This is a genomic window from Mucilaginibacter sp. R-33 (genome assembly GCF_049949235.1).
GTDB lineage: Bacteria > Bacteroidota > Bacteroidia > Sphingobacteriales > Sphingobacteriaceae > Mucilaginibacter.
The window spans coordinates 34,003-51,604 of sequence record NZ_CP188089.1; the positions used below are offsets into that span (position 1 = coordinate 34,003).

Consider the following 17,602-nt stretch of genomic DNA (forward strand, 5'->3'; position numbering starts at 1 on the left):
GTTTAAGGAGAGGTTTTAAATTGAAAAAAATGTCATTGCGAGGAGCGAGATGGGACAGAGCGCGGGGTGCAACGCGGCAATCGCATACTGTACAGAGCGGCTCTGCTCCTGTGCCATTGCCGCGCTATGCTCGCAACGGCATAATTTTGTCAGACTTACTTTTTATCTACCACCGGCTCATAATCAACCGGTAACATTTCGGCAACACGACTTATGCCCCAGTCACCTTCATAGATTACGGAATGAGGATTAGCTACAATACCATTGTTGTCAAAAAAGGCATATGGCTCATCGAAAGAAATAATAGTTGTGGCATTGTTAGGCATATTAAAAGCCTGTACGGTATTATCCGAAGGGGTTCGGCCTTTTTTAGTATACATAACATACAGGCAATCGGTAAATCCTATAGCAAATAAGCCGTCCTGGTCTGTTAGCTTGAAAAAGTCGGCCCTGTCTAAGGGTTTATTGACAAGACTTTGCAGGTATTTATTATTGAGGCCACCGTGGTAATTTGAATTGGGTTTACGGATCAGGCGCATCACAACAAAGTTTTCTTGTGTGAGACTATCTTTTATAGCCGACCGATAGAAATGCATATATGAACCAAGGTACGCTAATTGTCGTTCTTTACGCCATTTACGCTTTTGTTTTTCGGTTCCCTTCAGGTCTTCGAAGTTGGAGATTCCCTCATAATACAACATAGCTTTTGCCGGGTTGTAATTGAAGTTGGTCAATTTGTATCGGATCTTATAACCCAGTGCCTTGTTTTCAATCTCCAAAAAATCGTGAGAAGTAGCTTTTAAGATTCGGGTAGCTTCATCATAATCGAAGTCAAGCACATCTGAGTTCAGGATTTTACATTTGGCGGCATTGTCTGAATAGCCTAAAAATTGCTGCCTGAAAATGGCATAGTATTTTTCACGGTTAGGATCAGGCCTGATCTTAACCTCATTTAGCTGAAAGGTTTTGGGGATAATGCTAATGGTACCGAAATTGACGTCGGCACTGCCCGTTTGCAAACTATAGGTGTAGGTTTCATAACCTACTATAGATATAATAAAATCATATTTGCCGGGCTTTACATTACTTAAAGTAAAAGTTCCGTCATCGGCCGTTTTATTGCCTACCTGGGCGTTGTTTAAAAATACACTTGCGTTGGGCACAGGTTTGGTATCGGTCATATTAATCACTTTGCCGGTAATTTTTATTTGGGCAAGGCAATATGTTGGTATCAGTAACAATAAAAGCAAAAAGGACTTATGCATAGCCAAAGTTAAACTAAGGTATTAGTTAATCAAAAGTGGCGAAAAAACATCAGGAAATAAGGTTCGAAATAAAATAATTTAAAAAACGTTTAAACCTTTGAACAATTTTTTGTTCAAACAGTTATATAACTAACGCAATACTTTATGAAAAAAATCTTGACTTTAATTTGCTGCACTATAGTACTTGCTGCAACATCGTGTAAAAAGGAATATGTAACTACCAGCCCGAGCGCTACCACTATTTTTGATACCACTCCAAATTTTGCGCTCGACAATAGTATTAACGGCTATACCACGACTTTAAATGTACCCGAAATTACTGACTACTATAATAATCACGGTGCTGTTTTGGTGTATTTGGAAGATAATGGTACCTATGAACAGCTACCGGACGTATATGGGGGGATAAGTTACAGGTTTGTATATCAAACAGGCAAGCTATACATTGATGCTCAAAATTCGGATGGAAGCGTACCCACAGGAGCAGGGATTCCCGGGCCATTAAAAGTGAAAATAGTATTGGTGCCGTAATCCAATCTAACTCAAAACAAAAAGGAGCCTTGCAAACGCAACGCTCCTTTTTGTTTAAGACCATTTGAAATTATTTCCCCATCTGGTCAATAACCGCCTGGGTTACGCCAGTGTAGGAAAAACCACCGTCATGGAAAAGATTTTGCATAGTAACCATTTTGGTTAAATCGCTAAACATGGTAACGCAGTAATCAGCGCACTGATCGGCATCGGCGTTACCCAGCGGGCTCATTTTTTCGGCAAACTCAATAAAGCCGTCGAAGCCTTTTACTCCCGAACCTGCGGTTGTACGGGTTGGCGACTGAGAGATGGTATTAACACGTACTTTTTTAGCCATGCCGTACTCATAACCAAAGTTACGAGCAATGCTTTCCAATACCGCTTTGTTATCTGCCATGTCATTATAACCAGGGAAGTAACGTTGAGCTGCGATGTAGCTTAATGCCAATACTGATCCCCATTCATTAATGGCATCATGTTTCATGGCAGCCTGCAAAATGCGGTGAAGACTTAATGCTGATATATCGAAACCTTTGTGGGTAAATTCGTAGTTGTTTTCAAAATAAGGGATGTTTTTGCGTACGTTAACGCTCATGCCTATTGAGTGCAGGATGAAGTCAACCTTGCCGCCAAAATGCTCCATGGTTTTGGTGAACAGGTTATTGATATCATCGCCATTGGTAACATCGGCACCAATAACCGGCGCGTTGCATTCTTCGGCCAGTTTATTGAGTTCGCCCATGCGTAAAGCAATAGGGGCATTTGATAATACAATTTCAGCACCTTCCTGTACGGCACGTTGTGCTACCTTCCAGGCTATTGATTGCTCATTTAGCGCACCGAAAATGATGCCTTTTTTACCTTTTAATAAATTATAAGCCATTTGTTAAGTTTTTATAATTGAAGCAAAGTTATAATTTTATTTCAGTTGCTGATTGGCTGTTTAAACTAACGGCCGTTATTGCCTGCTGCAAACTCAAAACTGCTAACTGAAGAGTAACTCTCTCGCATTTTGCAAAGCACTTTCGCCCGGCTTGTCCCCGCTTAGCATTTTGGCTATCTCCAATACGCGTTCATCGTTGTCCAATTGCTTGATCCGGGTAAAGGTAGCGGCTTCGCTATCATCTTTATAAACAAAATAATGGCTTTGTCCTTTGCTGGCGATTTGCGGCAGGTGGGTAATGGTGATTACCTGTAGGTTTTGCGCTAATCGCTCCATTATCTGCCCAACCTTATTGGCTACCTCGCCGGATACACCGGTGTCAATCTCATCAAAAATAATAGTAGGCAAGGCAGTGTATTGCGCCACAATAGATTTAATGCTCAGCATCAACCTCGAAAGCTCTCCACCGGATGCCACCTTGCTCATCTCAGCCAAAGCATGTCCCTTATTAGCCGAAAATAAAAATTTAATGTTATCAATCCCCGTAGCAGTAAGTAAGGGAGATTGCTCAGTAGCCCCCCCTTTAGGGGGCGGGGGGGGCGTTTGCTCAATGCTTAACATCGAGTTTCCCATCCCCATCTCGGCCAGTGTTGCCAATATTTGTTTCTCAATATCCGGGATAGCTTTTTTGCGGTTGACTGATAACTGTGTCGCCAGCTTTTCAAGTTCGGCTTTATCGGCGGCAATTTGTTTTTGCAGTTTTTCGATAGCTTCGTCACCAAAAAGGGCTTGCTGCACTTTGTCTGATAATTCTTCCTGAATCTGCAATAGCTCGGCGATGGTATTTACCCGATGCTTTTTTTGCAGATTGTAGATCATGCTTAACCGGTTGTTCACCTCTTCGGCACGGGCTTCATCAATAAAAGTATGCTGTTCAATGGCATCAATTTCAGCAGCAATATCTTTCAATTCTATGATAGTGCTATTGATGCGCTGGTGCAATTCAGCCACAGCCGGGTTGTATTTTTCTATAGAACCCAAAGCCTGTCCGGCTTCTTTTAGCTGAGTCAACGCTGCGGCTTCGCCATCCTGTAAAAGATAGTTTGCGCCTAAAAGGTTGCGCTTAATTTCTTCGGCATTGTTGAGGGTGTTTAGTTCCAGTTCTAAATGTTCCTGCTCATCAGCAACTAAAGCGCCTTTTTCCAGTTCATCAAACTGAAACTGGAAATAATCAAGATCGGCTTTGGCTTTATCATTTTCGGCTATGAGCTGGTTCAGCTTGCTTAACGACTTTTTATATGCTTTGAATTTGGTTTGATAATCAAATAGCAAATCTGAATGACGTGCGACGGAGTCAACCACTAACAGTTGAAAATCTGGATCATTGATCTCCAGCGTAGCATGCTGGGAATGGATGTCGATCAGCTTTTCGCCCAGTTGCTTCAATGCTGTGAGGTTAACCGGCGTATCGTTTACAAAAGCACGGGATTTACCATCGGCAGAAATTTCACGGCGTAATACCGTTTCGGTTTCATAATCCAGATCGTTATCCTCAAAAAAATCGGCTAAATGAAAGCCACTGATTTTGAAAGTGCCCTCAATAACGCATTTTTTTTGCTGGTTAAAAAAGTACTTGCTTTCGGCCCGCTGTCCTAAAATAAGTGAAAGGGCACCCAATATGATCGATTTACCTGCGCCGGTTTCGCCGGTTAATATGTTCAGACCGCTATCAAAACCTATCTCCAGGTTGTCGATAAGCGCATAGTTATTAATGGTTAGCTTTTGAAGCATAAAAAAAGTGTCCTCATTTTATTGAGGACACTAAATTACAAATTAAGGTTCTTTAAAAAAGATTTTTAATGCTAATTGCTAATTTATTTAGTCAGCTGTATCGGCTTTGATCTCCTCTTTATCGTCGTTGTCAAACTTATAATCAAAGTCTTTATCCATTTTATCGCGGTACAGTTTCATTTTTTGCTTAAAGGCCGGGCTTTTCATATAGTCCCGCAGTTTTTTGCTGGCTTCTTTAAGCCGTTGTTGTGCCGCTCTAATTTCAGGGCTATCCTGGAAGCTGCGCATTTGCCGGCCAATGTCCCTCATATCCTCCTGTAGTTTTTTCATGTCGGGATTGTTGTAAGCCATCCTGATGCTATCGCCCATGGCCTGCATACGGTTTCTTTTTGCAATAAATTCCGGCGAGTCATAGCGGCTGCGGATTTTTTGGCCCAGGTTTTTCAACTGCTCTGTTTGCGCCTTCACATCAGCCGGGATCTTGCTTTGCAGCTCGTCCTGGTACTTTTTGTAATTAGGATCTCTGTCGTCATTATAGCTATTATAGCCGCGGTTATGCGGAATGCCATACTTTTTCTCCAGCTCTTCGTTCATTTTTTTAAACTCAGGACTGCTGTAATAAGCACCGATCTTGCGGCCTATCTCACCCATCTGTTCACTGGTTTTTTTAGATTCGGAAGTTTCGCCATATTCCTTTTGAAAATCTTCGCCCATTTTTTGCATTTCCAGCTTCATTTTTTCCATGCCTTCAGTATTATAATAGGCCTGCAGGGCTTTGCTTTTAGCTTCAAGCATTTCCTGTTGCTTTTTGAAATCATTGCTGTTGTAGTATTTACCAATCAGCTCGCCTTGTTTGTTTACTTCGGCGCTGAGTTTTTCAAGCTCAGCATCGTTAAAACCGTCGTAGTTAAAAGAATCATGGCGTTGTTTGGCTCTAACTATTTCGGCCTGGGTCTTCTTTTTATAGGTTATAGGTTTTTTAGTTTTAGGAGCCACCTTGCGTATGGTATCTTCCACAAATAGAGCATGTAAGGCGGCAGGCGCAGCAACTTTTTTAACTGTGAGCTTGCCATCTTTTATGGTGGGGTTTAGCCAGGCAATGCTGCTAACGCCGGCAGCCATTATGGCAATGGCCACAAGCAGGTGGCGGATATTGCCTATAGGTTTCTTTGTTTTCATGATGCGTTCAATTCTGTTTAATAAATGATATTTTTTGCCATTAGCAGCCAGGGCCAGCTGTAAATGCTGCTGCCTGGTTTGCTCAAGCTTCAAAAGCGCGTGTGCATAGATCAAGGGTTGCTGTGTTGTTTGCACAACAAGGTCATCGCAGCTGTTTTCGCGCTCCTGGTTAATGATTCGATTAATTAATTGGGCAAAGGGATTAAAGAATAACAGTATGGAAATAAATTGCTGCATCAGGTTCAGCAGGTAATCGTTACGTTTAATGTGCGATAGCTCGTGCAGTAAAATTGCTTCAACCTCGGTAGCCGATAAGTATGTAGTAAGGGTTATCGGCAACAAAATAATGGGGCTTAAAAAGCCTATCATACAAGGGGCATCAACCATACGGCTAAAGTTTACCCACACATTTTTAGTAATGCCCAGCTTTTGGCAAAGCTCATCGGCAAAGTCCTGCAGCCTGTCGGCAGGTACCATGGTACGTTTTATCAGGCTGATCCTTTGCCAGCTTAAGCTAACTTTAAGCAGGTTAAATACCAAACCAGCAAAATAAAGGGCTGATATATAAGGCAGATAGCCTTTTATAACGTATTCGTAATAATTGTTTTGCGGTTTGAATGCTACTTCATGCAGCGGAAGGTAGAAACGTGGTAATAAAGATGGTGCATTGGCGGATGTAAAATTGATCCACTCGTGCAGCCTGAACTGATGGATAAACGTGTATATAAACCAGGCGCTTATGGCAAGGATGGCGCCCATGGCCAAATTGTGCTTTTTAATGGCCGATAACTGCGGCCTGCAAATAAACACTAACCTTAAGGCAAACCATACTAACAAACCCTGCCATAACGATTGCAGAATAGTTACGCCCAACACCTGGCTTATATTATAGAATAAATTTTCCATCACGTTTATTTTTTATCCTGATCAAATTGATTCAAAAAATTTTTAATAGCATCAATCTCGTCTTTTGATGCGCGGTGTTGGCCAAGCGCCTGGATCACCAAATCGGAAGTGGAGCCTTTAAATACAGTAGACAAGATTTTATCCAGAGCGTTGCTTTGCGCCTGCTCCATTGTGAATAAAGCTTTGTAAACATGTGTTTTTGAAGTGGTGTCGCGCTCAACCATTCCCTTATCATGCATAATCTGCATGAGTTTTAAGGTGGTGGTGTAACCGGCATCCTTGTTTTTAGCAAGCTCCTCGTGAACTTCACGTACGGTGCACTGGCCCTTTTTCCAGATCACCTGTAAAATTTCGAGTTCGCTTTCTGTTGGTTTAATTTCCATCTGTCTATCTTTATTACGAATTTCTTCGTACAAATATCTACGATAGATTTCGTATTTGCAAGAGGTTTGTGATTTTTTTAACAAATTTTAACGGTTGGGGAAGAGGTGAGTGGTTGATTGGGTTGATTAGGTGGGTGGTTGGTTATTTTTTTCTGAACTCGAATTAAACAAATTTTGAGAATTTCTCGAATTTGCCGGGCATTCTGTTAATTCTTTAATTCTACAAATTCGAGTTCAGACAAAATCCACCAAATCCCGGTTCAGACAAAATCACTATCTTTTGGTTACTTTTGTACTCAATAGATTCGGAAAATAAAAACTCCGAAATCGAATATCTCAAATCCGACATCAAAAAAACATGCTGCAAATACAAGAAAACGTATCCCTCAAAAATTTTAACACCTTCGGTATTGATACCAGCGCCCGTTATTTTGTAGAGATAGCCCATGAAACCGAACTAACAGAACTGTTTGCCGACCCGCAGTGGCAGCAAACAGAGCGACTAATACTCGGTGGCGGCAGCAATATGCTTATGGTTGATGATTTTGACGGACTGGTTGTGCGCATGAACATCCGTGGTATTGAGCACCGCATCAGCCACAATGATGTTTATGTAGAAGCAGGTGGCGGAGAGGTATGGAACGATTTGGTGAATTGTTGTGTTGATCACGGTTATGCTGGTGTCGAAAACCTGAGCCTGATCCCGGGTTCGGTAGGGGCATCGCCTATACAAAATATTGGCGCCTATGGCGTTGAGCTTAAAGATGTATTTCACAGTTGCCGCGCTTTTGAAATAGCGACAGGAACATTCAGAACTTTCAGCAAAGAGGATTGTAAATTTGGTTACCGCGAAAGCATTTTTAAAGCCGAACTGAAAGAACAGTATATTATAGTATCGGTAAAGTTCCACTTATCGCTGGTGGCAAGCATTAACACCAGGTATGGGGCCATTGAGCAAGAATTACAAAACAGGGGTATCTCAAACCCTACTATTAAAGATGTATCGCAGGTGGTGGCGCATATCCGGGTATCCAAACTCCCCGATCCGTCAACTATAGGAAACGCGGGCAGCTTCTTTAAAAACCCGGTGATCAGTGCCGAAGAATTTGCTGTAGTGCAAGCTAAATTTCCTGATGTGGTAAACTATCCTGCTGCTGATGGCGGCGTAAAACTGGCTGCCGGATGGCTCATTGAACAATGTGGATGGAAAGGAAAAACCGTGGGTCACACAGGAACATGGAAGAACCAGGCCCTGGTTTTAGTGAACCATGGAGGCGCCACAGGGCAGGAAGTGTATAACTTTTCGTCGCAAATCATAGACAGTGTGTACACTAAATTTGGCGTTACACTACAACGGGAGGTTAATATTATTAGTTAAATAACTTTATTTAAAGTGAATTTTCATTTTTAATAAAATTTCTTCTGAATAACATTCCTGTTACAAATGTTCCCTAAATAAGTTTGATTTTCTGGTGTAAAAATTCATAACATTCTGTTTTTCAGTATTGTATTTATTGTCAATGTGTGAACAGTACACAATGGGTAAGTTTCAATACCGATGTTTAAATGTGGACTTTTTACTACACACTTTGGCTTAATGGCATCATGCTTGCCTAATTGTTAACACAAAACTTTAACAAAATGACAAAGATTGAGTTTAACACCCTTGTACTACGTCAGGCGACTTCTTTAAGATCATACGCTTTACATTTCACGCACGACGCAGACGATGCTAACGACCTTGTCCAGGATACAATGTTGAAGGCCATAACTTACTATAACAAGTTTAAGGAAGGCACCAATTTAAAAGGATGGTTATATACCATCATGAAAAACACATTCATCAACAACTATCGCCGTTTTGTTAAAATGAGCACTTTCGTTACCAAAAGTGATGAAATATCATCACCAAACCTGGTATTTAGTTCAACCAAAAATCAGGGCGAAGCCAAATTTGTTATGGATGATATTAAAAAAGCTTTAGACAGGCTGCCCGAAGATTATTATGTACCCTTCACCATGTACTTTGAAGGTCATAAATACCATGAAATTGCCGATCACCTGGACATTCCGATCGGTACGGTAAAAACCCGCATACACGTAGCACGCAAGCTGCTCAAGAAAAACCTTAAGGCATATGATAACGGAATCGCCAAACCCGTTTACGCAGAGAATTAATGTTCAATTAAACTCCATCATATATATAAATAGGAAACCCGCCCATGAGGCGGGTTTCTTGTTTTAGCCCAGGTTATTAACGGGCTTATGTTATCTTAAAAAAAGGTACAGCTGGCTGATAAAATATTTGCCGGGTGTTATATACCAGTACGCTGTTGAAAACGATATAAATAAAGTTTATAGCATAAAACAACGGTATACTCAATAAGATAAGTTCACCCGCGCCAAGGTTCAATATAGATGAGGGAATATGAAAAAAATCGTGATTAAAAAGAACAATAGCTGTTAAAACGATAGCTAAACACCATGATATTTGAAAATTGATAAGCCGTTTACAAGGTTTATCTATATCTTTTATTTTTTTCCTCTTGGATAACCACAAGGCCAGTGGCAATGCTATTCCTAACATCGGGAATATAATGAAGCTTAGGGCTGATAAATTGAATTGTAGTAAAAAGTTTCTGCTATCATAATTCAAAATTCCTGCGGGCTCGAAAGGTAATTCTGTTAAATCTTCAGGGGTAATATTTAGCGCGGTTGCCAGTCTTTTAAGTGTATCGCCCCTTGCATCTGTTTCATCGTTTTCTATTCGTTGCACGGTTCTTAAACTTAGTTGGGCTTGTTCAGCCAATTCTTCCTGGCTTAATCCTTTACGGTTGCGCAATTCCTTAATCTTTTTTCCGGGGTTATAGGTTTTCATATTGATATATTTTGCTGAACAAAAGTATAACTCCCTAAAGATATTAACTGCCGACTTGTTTACGTCATGTTTACGACATCGCTGTTATTGCTAATACGCCAACTTCTTCATTGCCTCCTTCGCTACCACCTGCCCCGAGATAATTGCCGGCGGCACGCCAGGCCCCGGCACGGTAAGCTGCCCGGTATACAGCAGGTTGTTGATATGTTTTGGCCGTATGGCGGGTTTAAAAAAAGCGGTTTGGGCAAGTGTATTTGCCAACCCGTAAGCATTGCCTTTAAACGAATGATAATCGGCTGTAAAATCATTAAGCGCATAGCTTCGTTTCACCATGATCGAACCTCTGATATCGTGCCCGGTAATCTGAGCAAACCTATCCATCATCAGGGTGAAATATTTTTCGCGGATGGTTTCGTCATCATTTAAGCCCGGCGCTATCGGCATCAGGAAAAACAGGTTCTCGCCGCCCTGGGGGGCAACCGTGCTATCCGTTTTTGAACTACAGCAAACATAAAACAACGGACTGGAGGGCCATTGGGGCGCAGTATAGATCTCTTTGGCATGCAATTCAAAGTCTTCGTCGAAGAATAGGTTATGGTGCTGTATGTTCGGCACTTTTTTATTAGTGCCAATATAGAACAATAAGCTCGATGGCGACATCGTACGGCTATTCCAGTATTTAGTAGTGTAGTTACGATAGGGTTTTTCAATTAAATGCTGGTCAACGTGTTGATAATCTGCCCCTGCAATTACCATATCGGCGGTGAATACGCCGTTATTGGTTTGGATTTTATCAACCTGTTTATCCTGTATATTGATTTTTGTAACCTCTGTATTGAGCCTGATCTCAACTCCCAGTTCGATGGCCAGGCTTACCATAGCTTTTACTATTTCGTTCATGCCACCCATAGGGTACCAGGTGCCCAGGGCAAGGTCCGCATAGTTCATCATGCTATACATGGCCGGGGTATTTTGCGGGGTGGCTCCTAAAAATAACACGGGGAACTCCAGTAGTTTAATTAGTTTGGGGTTTTTAAAATATTTGCGTACATGGCTGCTCATACTGGTAAGCAGCTGCATGCTGAAGCTTTTTTTGATCAGGTTAAAGTCGATAAATTCGGTGATGGAATGGGAGGGGCGGAAAACGTACTCACCCATGCCTACTTTATATTTATATGCCGCCTGGTTTAAAAAATTGCGTAATGCTTTACTGCTACCAGGTTCGGCTTGTTCAAACAGGGTTTCAAGCTCAACCATATCCGCGGGGACATCAAATATTTCGTTTTTGCTGTAATAAACACGGTAGCCGGGATCAAGCCTTTTTAGCCGATAATAATCGGAAGTTTTTTTGCCGAACAGTGCAAAAAAGTTTTCAAATACATCGGGCATCCAGTACCAGCTTGGCCCCATATCAAACCTGAAACCATCCTGCTCCCAGGCCCTGGCACGGCCGCCGGGCTGGTCATTTTTTTCCAATATGGTAACTTTATAGCCTTCTTTAGCCAAAACACAGGCCGCCGATAAACCAGCAAAGCCCGAACCAATAACAATAATACGCTTGCTGCTCATGTTTAATGTGAAGCCTAAGATAAGCAAATTGTTTTAGGCCTATAAAAAACAATACCGCTTTGAATTTGTACTTTTGAAAAAATGACCACGCGAGTGCCGATGATGAGCCTGTACGATGAAACTTGTTTTGAATGCAGTAAACTGATAACAAAAAAATATAGCACTTCCTTTAGCCTGGGCATTAAAACTTTTGATAAAAGTTTTCGTTATCCCATTTATGCCATCTACGGCTTTGTACGCTACGCCGATGAAATTGTGGATACCTTTCATGGGTACAACCAGCAGCGGCTGATTAGCAGGTTTGAGGAGGATACTTTCAAGGCCATCAGAGAAGGGATCAGCACTAACCCTGTAATTCATTCTTTTCAACAGGTAGTTAACCGGTTTGAGATCGATCATGAATTGATCAGGGCTTTCCTGCGATCAATGGAAATGGATCTGGATAACAAAGCCTATGATAAGGACAGCTATCAAACTTATATCTATGGTTCGGCAGAGGTTATCGGCATGATGTGCATGCGTGTTTTTACCAATGATGATACCCTTTACCAGGCTCTTGTACCCAAGGCACGAAGCCTGGGTGCCGCTTTCCAAAAGATCAATTTTTTACGGGATGTTAAGGCAGATTATACAGAACGCGGGCGCACATACTTTCCGGGGATCGATTTCAATAATTTTACCGAGCGGGATAAGCTTGCCATTGAGGCGGAAATTAAACACGATTTTGACGAAGCATTTGAGGGAATAAAATGCCTGCCGGCTGGCACCAGGCTTGGGGTTTATATTGCCTATATTTACTACCTGCAGTTGTTTAAAAAAATAAGTTACACCCCTGCAAACGTAATACTAAAAAAACGTATCAGGGTTTCTGATGCGCGTAAAATGAGTTTGTACATCAAAGCTGTTCTGCAGCAAAAGTTAAATGTTATTTAATGTTAAAGAAGATCTTTTTTATAGCCAGTATATTGGTAGTTGTATTCGGGTTGCGAATGGCTAAAGCCGAGGAACCCAATCTGAAAGTGCTGCGTAAGCAAATGCTCATTGCTATTGATAAAAGCAAAACCACCGATTCGTTGTATAATAATCTTAATGGTATCAAAGAAAAGAGTGGTATTGTCAATGGTTTCATAGGCGGCCTGCTTGCCTTAAAAGCGAAACATGCCTGGAACCCATATTTAAAATTGAAATATCTTAACAGATCGGAAAAGGTATTTAAGCAGGCATTAATTGACGATCCGCATAATATCGAGATCAGGTTCATGCGCTTTTCTGTTGAACATAACGTGCCTTCCATTTTAGGTTTTAATAAAGACCTCGCGGCGGATACCGACGATATCATAGCCCAACTGGGTAAAAAGAATTATGGCTCGGCCGATAAGGAATTGACCATCCAGATTATCAAATTCCTTCTTCATTCCAAAAGATGTACTCCCGCCCAAAGCCAGGCACTCAATAAACACTTAACCGAACTTACGTGAGATACACCTATTTACTCATCAACCTGCTAACGGTATTTTTTCCCGTTGTGCTTTCGTTTGATAAAAGGGTGCAGTTTTACAAAACCTGGAAATTTATATGGCCCGGCATGGCCATTACCGGTTTGTTTTTTTTGTTTTGGGACGTGCTTTTTACCATCAGAGGTGTTTGGTCGTTCAATTCGGCATACATCATTGGCGTTAAGTTTTTTGGTTTGCCTTTAGAGGAAATACTATTCTTTTTAACGGTACCGTTTGCCTGTATATTTATTTACGCCTGCCTTAATCACTATGTTAAATGGCTGATGCCTTTCAGGCTTACCGGTATTATAAGCAGTATGGTAATATTACTGAGTATCCTGATGCTGATATTTTATCACGACCGGCTTTATACCGCGGTTACGTTTGGCTTATTGCTACTGCTTGTGGTGTTGATTCAATACGTTTTTAAGGCCGATTGGGTTAATCGTTATTACCTGGCTTATATTGTAGCACTTTTACCATTTTATATAGTAAACGGCATATTAACCTCTGTCCCAATAGTGTTGTACAACAATGCCGAAAACCTGGGAAAGCGGGTTGGCACTATCCCATTTGAGGATCATTTTTACCTGATGGCTTTACTGCTCATGAACATCGGGTTCTTTGAATATTTTAAACAACGGAGGTTAAGCCGATGAGTGAGTTGCCAACATACACCAAATCACAGCTGGCCTTACGTAATGGTCAGGATAAACCCCGGATCTGGGTTGCCTATAAAGGTGATATTTATGATGTAACTGAAAGCCGATTATGGCGAAACGGGAAACATTATGAGCACTGGGCCGGACAGGATTTGACAGATGAACTTGCCGACGCACCACATACCGAAACCGTATTTGAGAGATTTGTAAAGGTAGGTCGCCTCATAGCCCCGCCCCCCTGCATTGGAGGGGAAGAGAAGAATTGATGCGTATTTTCAACAGAATACTGATAAACCATTATTGAATAGCTTCTGAAATGTAGTGCCCTTTTTCTGTCACTCCCGTGTCATTTAATGCTGTGATTGATGAGCCATATTGTGTGATAAATCATGTAAATATATTGTTACGTGGCTGTTTATCGCTAAAAAGTATGGAAAAATTAAGGTTTTCCCTTCCTGCCATACCTTTTTCAACAGGCTATGCATGGTACTATTTATCGTTGTAAAAAGAGGTTTTAAGGACCGGCAAGTTGTAGTTTTTCTTTTGGATTTCTCGTGACAGTTAATTTTATTGTGTTTTGATTTACAAGAGCTTATAAAACAAGTTAGGAAGATGCCTCGCGCATTTTCCTAACTTATAATTAACAATATTAACTGACTTATTACCGGCCGGATCTAACGGCCATATGGTATTAACGACAGCAAAGGTAATTTCTTGTTGATAATTTCCTAAAACCTTCACTGTGGTTAAAAAAATTCATGTAAAAGAAATATTACATTTATTATTTGTTTTATTTTATCATTGGCTATTAAGTTTGCTTCCTTAACTATTAGCTAAATTTTTTCTATGAAAAAACGACTACTACTAATTTTGTGCAGTTTCGTATTTGCTGTAACACAGCTTTTTGCGCAAAATCACACTGTTACCGGTACGGTAACAGCCAGGGAGGACGGCCTTCCCCTGCCGGGTGTATCCGTGAAAATAAAAGGGACAACTACCGGTACCCAAACTACCGTCGACGGTAAATTTTCACTCAGCGTTCCAAACAACGCGGTTCTATCATTTAGTTTTATCGGTTATGCTACCCAAGATGTACCTGTAGGCGCTTCAGCAAACCTAAAAGTGGTTTTGGAAGCATCAGCCCGCGGCCTTAACGAGGTAATCGTAACCGCGTTAGGTATCTCAAGGCAGCAAAAATCACTGGGCTACGCTGCTCAGCAGGTAAAAGGCGACGACCTTACAGTAACCAAGCAATCTGACCTTAACACCGCCCTTGCAGGTAAAATTGCAGGCGTACAGGTTTTAGGCGGTTCGGGTGCAAAATTTGGTACGTCAACTATCCGCATCCGTGGTATCAACTCGTTATCGGGAGCAAATCCAATTTATATTGTTAACGGTGTCGTTACCGATCCTAATGCAATTAATAATGATGATATCGAATCATTGACAGTACTTAAAGGTCCTGCTGCTACGGCGCTTTACGGCCAGAGGGCATCTGAAGGCGCCGTTGTTGTGACACTGAAGAAGGGCGTTGATAAAGGTATTGGAGTGTCATTAAACCAATCAACAACTTTTGAAAAAGTTTATCAATTACCTGAGTACCAAAATGAATATGGTGGTGGAACAAGCACCAAATGGGATACTTATACTTATGATCCTGATAATGGTTCTCCTGCATCATTTGCCAAGTTTAACGGCGTAAAAATTTATGATTACGGAGTTGACGAAAGCTGGGGACCTAAAATGGATGGTACCCTGTACGCTCCATGGTATTTTTGGGATCCGTCAAATCCCGATTTTGGTAAGTTAAAGCCGTTTGTTCCGCAGCCAAATAACGTACGTGATTTTTATCGTACAGGCGTAACCTACAATACCAATGCAGCGTTTTCAAAAGCTGCTGATAATTACAACTTCAGGGTATCATACACGAACATAGATCGTACAGGGATTACTCCAAATAGTAATCAAAAACGTAACAATGTTGGTTTAAATGGCGAGCTTAAGTTAACCAAGAAATTAACAGTAAGCGCTAACTTCAATTTTTCCCAAATCAATTCAAACAACATACCTCAGGAAGGTTACGGTACACAAACTGCAGGTTCATTTAGCCAGTGGTTCCACAGAGATGTTGAAATTAACAAACTTAAAAATTATAAAAGGGCCGATGGTACTTACACTTCATGGAACATTACCAGTCCGGACGACTTAACGCCACATTACTGGGATAACCCGTACACTGAGTCTTATGTGAATACCTCACAGTCAAATAATAATCGTGTGTTTGGTAACTTAACCGCTACTTATCAGTTTACTAAAGATCTCTCTTTGTCGTTAATTGCCAGAGAAGACTTATTAAACCGCGACGATAACTCACGCGTAGGTTCAGGTACTATTAATACCGATTCATATTCTCAGAGCCAGTATACTTACAAAGAGAATAACTATGTTGCTAACTTAGCATATAGCCACAATTTTAAAGACCTTTCTGTAAAAGCGGGCTTATATGCCGAAACACGTCAGGATCGCTACCTTTATACTTCAGGTAATACAAATGGCGGTCTTTCTATCCCTGACTTGTATACCCTTACAAACTCGTTGAATGCCCCTACATCATTTAGCTACAAAGCGTTATCAAGGGTAAACAGCTATTACGGTTTTACTTCATTTGGATATAAAGATTTTTTATATCTTGATTTCAACGCGCGTAACGATATTTCATCAACTTTACCAATAAATAACAACTCATATTGGTACGGTGGTTTGTCAGGTTCATTTGTATTTACCGAACTGATGCCCAAAAATGATATCCTTACATTTGGTAAATTAAGGCTTTCTGCTGCGAAATTAGGTTCAGACGCACCTATTTATTCAATTTATCAAACGTATAATTTAACTACTACGCCATACGGGCCAACTAAAGCAGGTAACGCGGCAATTCAAACTGTGCCCAATACGTTACCTAATCCCGGCCTGAAACCATCGCTCTCTACATCATATGAAATTGGTACCGAGTTGCATTTCATCAAAGACCGGGTAAGGTTTGATTTCAACTACTATACGCGTACTCAAAAAGACCAGATCCTGCCACTTCCTGTAAATGGGACTTCTGGCTACTCTACAGCCGTAATTAACGCTGGTCAGATCAAGAACAATGGTATCGAGATAACTCTTGGTGGTACACCAATTAAATCGAAAGAATTTACCTGGAATGCTGATTTCAATATTTCATTTAACAGAAATAAAGTTATATCACTGTACCCCGGTCTTAACAACCTGAAAGTTACTCCTGATGGTTTAGGTGGCTATACCGCCTCGGGTGGTAACCAGGCTGCGGGTACCCAAAGCTTTGGCTTTGTTGGTTCACCAAGCTTTGGCATTAACGGCATCGTAGGTAAATCTTATGGTCAAATCATAGGCTCAGGTTTTACCCGCGATAAAAATGGTAACATAGTAGTTGGTGATGACGGCTTACCTATTGTAAACAATACTGTTAATTTAGGAAGCATGCTGCCAAGTTACACTGGTGGTTTTACCAACTCTTTTAACTATAAGAATTTTATACTCGCGTTCTCTCTTGATTTCCAAAAGGGCGGCAAATTTGTATCGGTTACGCAGCAAAACCTGAACGGTTCTGGCTTAGGGATCGAAACTGTAGGCAACAATGCTAAAGGCAATCCAAAGCGTAACGATGTTGCCGATGGCGGCGGTGTTTTAGTAGCAGGCGTTCATGAAGATGGCTCACCTAATACTACCTATGTTGATACCCGTACATTGTATGAGCAGTCATACAGCCAAATCTGGGAAAAATGGACCTATGATGCTTCTTATATAAAATTAAGGGAGGTTAGCGTAGGTTATTCATTCCCCAAGAAGATGTTGGGCAAGCTACCGTTCCAAACGGCTTATTTTGGCATAACTTCTCAAAACCCGTGGATGATCTATTCTAAACTTAAAGGTGTAGATCCGTCTCAATTGCAAACTTCTTTCTATGAAGGTGGTCAGTTACCAAACACAAGGAATTTAGGGTTTAATATCAAGTTGACGTTCTAATTAGCGCAC

The 17,602-nt window shown here is 41.1% G+C and carries 15 protein-coding genes; 8 read left to right on the forward strand and 7 right to left on the reverse strand.

The features are described from left to right. Nucleotides 1-155: 155 nt before the first annotated feature. A complete protein-coding gene (locus ACP26M_RS00155) occupies nucleotides 156-1,265 on the reverse strand; it encodes a carboxypeptidase-like regulatory domain-containing protein (RefSeq protein ID WP_426585086.1) in 1,110 nt (369 codons plus the stop codon). 144 nt (nucleotides 1,266-1,409) lie between these two features. Here ACP26M_RS00155 and ACP26M_RS00160 point away from each other — a divergent pair, with 144 nt between their 5' ends. Next, complete coding sequence (locus ACP26M_RS00160) at nucleotides 1,410-1,796, forward strand: hypothetical protein (protein WP_426585088.1); 387 nt, start codon at nucleotides 1,410-1,412, stop codon at nucleotides 1,794-1,796. Nucleotides 1,797-1,866: 70 nt separating this feature from the next. Here ACP26M_RS00160 and ACP26M_RS00165 read toward each other — a convergent pair whose 3' ends face one another. From ACP26M_RS00165 to ACP26M_RS00180, 4 genes are all read right to left on the reverse strand, one after another. Beyond that, nucleotides 1,867-2,679: an enoyl-ACP reductase FabI gene (locus ACP26M_RS00165; protein ID WP_129569045.1), complete on the reverse strand. Its 813-nt coding sequence runs from the start codon at nucleotides 2,677-2,679 to the stop codon at nucleotides 1,867-1,869. 102 nt (nucleotides 2,680-2,781) lie between these two features. Beyond that, entirely contained in the window at nucleotides 2,782-4,470 is a 1,689-nt protein-coding gene (gene recN, locus ACP26M_RS00170) for a DNA repair protein RecN (protein ID WP_426585091.1), read from the reverse strand. Between the two features lie 87 nt (nucleotides 4,471-4,557). Next, the gene (locus tag ACP26M_RS00175; RefSeq protein ID WP_426585093.1) at nucleotides 4,558-6,555 is read right to left on the reverse strand and encodes a M56 family metallopeptidase; all 1,998 of its coding nucleotides are present in this window, start codon (nucleotides 6,553-6,555) and stop codon (nucleotides 4,558-4,560) included. Nucleotides 6,556-6,560: 5 nt separating this feature from the next. Further along, the gene (locus ACP26M_RS00180; protein ID WP_091165901.1) at nucleotides 6,561-6,938 is read right to left on the reverse strand and encodes a BlaI/MecI/CopY family transcriptional regulator; all 378 of its coding nucleotides are present in this window, start codon (nucleotides 6,936-6,938) and stop codon (nucleotides 6,561-6,563) included. A gap of 331 nt (nucleotides 6,939-7,269) precedes the next feature. Here ACP26M_RS00180 and murB point away from each other — a divergent pair, with 331 nt between their 5' ends. Both murB and ACP26M_RS00190 read left to right on the forward strand, forming a co-directional pair. After that, complete coding sequence (gene murB, locus ACP26M_RS00185) at nucleotides 7,270-8,316, forward strand: UDP-N-acetylmuramate dehydrogenase (protein WP_426589783.1); 1,047 nt, start codon at nucleotides 7,270-7,272, stop codon at nucleotides 8,314-8,316. Nucleotides 8,317-8,579: 263 nt separating this feature from the next. Next, nucleotides 8,580-9,116 (forward strand): RNA polymerase sigma factor, encoded by a 537-nt coding sequence (locus ACP26M_RS00190; RefSeq protein ID WP_090528721.1) that lies wholly within the window; start codon nucleotides 8,580-8,582, stop codon nucleotides 9,114-9,116. Nucleotides 9,117-9,201: 85 nt separating this feature from the next. On the opposite strand, the gene ACP26M_RS00195 is transcribed toward ACP26M_RS00190, so the two are convergent. Both ACP26M_RS00195 and ACP26M_RS00200 read right to left on the reverse strand, forming a co-directional pair. After that, nucleotides 9,202-9,816 (reverse strand): helix-turn-helix domain-containing protein, encoded by a 615-nt coding sequence (locus tag ACP26M_RS00195; RefSeq protein ID WP_426585096.1) that lies wholly within the window; start codon nucleotides 9,814-9,816, stop codon nucleotides 9,202-9,204. A 90-nt stretch (nucleotides 9,817-9,906) separates the two neighbouring features. Beyond that, the gene (locus ACP26M_RS00200; protein ID WP_426585098.1) at nucleotides 9,907-11,385 is read right to left on the reverse strand and encodes a phytoene desaturase family protein; all 1,479 of its coding nucleotides are present in this window, start codon (nucleotides 11,383-11,385) and stop codon (nucleotides 9,907-9,909) included. An 81-nt stretch (nucleotides 11,386-11,466) separates the two neighbouring features. Here ACP26M_RS00200 and ACP26M_RS00205 point away from each other — a divergent pair, with 81 nt between their 5' ends. The 5 genes from ACP26M_RS00205 (at nucleotide 11,467) to ACP26M_RS00225 (ending at nucleotide 17,593) form a co-directional block, all read left to right on the forward strand. Further along, nucleotides 11,467-12,318, forward strand: coding sequence for a phytoene/squalene synthase family protein (locus ACP26M_RS00205; RefSeq protein WP_426585100.1), 852 nt, complete (start codon nucleotides 11,467-11,469; stop codon nucleotides 12,316-12,318). Beyond that, a complete protein-coding gene (locus ACP26M_RS00210) occupies nucleotides 12,318-12,863 on the forward strand; it encodes a hypothetical protein (RefSeq protein WP_373612709.1) in 546 nt (181 codons plus the stop codon). The genes ACP26M_RS00205 and ACP26M_RS00210 overlap by 1 nt, the downstream gene beginning before the upstream one ends. Further along, on the forward strand, nucleotides 12,860-13,540 hold the full coding sequence (locus tag ACP26M_RS00215; RefSeq protein ID WP_426585103.1) for a lycopene cyclase domain-containing protein: 681 nt from the start codon (nucleotides 12,860-12,862) through the stop codon (nucleotides 13,538-13,540). Before ACP26M_RS00210 ends, ACP26M_RS00215 begins: the two co-directional genes overlap by 4 nt. After that, nucleotides 13,537-13,809, forward strand: coding sequence for a cytochrome b5 domain-containing protein (locus ACP26M_RS00220; protein WP_426585105.1), 273 nt, complete (start codon nucleotides 13,537-13,539; stop codon nucleotides 13,807-13,809). The genes ACP26M_RS00215 and ACP26M_RS00220 overlap by 4 nt, the downstream gene beginning before the upstream one ends. A gap of 580 nt (nucleotides 13,810-14,389) precedes the next feature. Continuing rightward, nucleotides 14,390-17,593: a SusC/RagA family TonB-linked outer membrane protein gene (locus ACP26M_RS00225; protein WP_426585107.1), complete on the forward strand. Its 3,204-nt coding sequence runs from the start codon at nucleotides 14,390-14,392 to the stop codon at nucleotides 17,591-17,593. The last annotated feature ends 9 nt before the right edge of the window (nucleotides 17,594-17,602 follow it).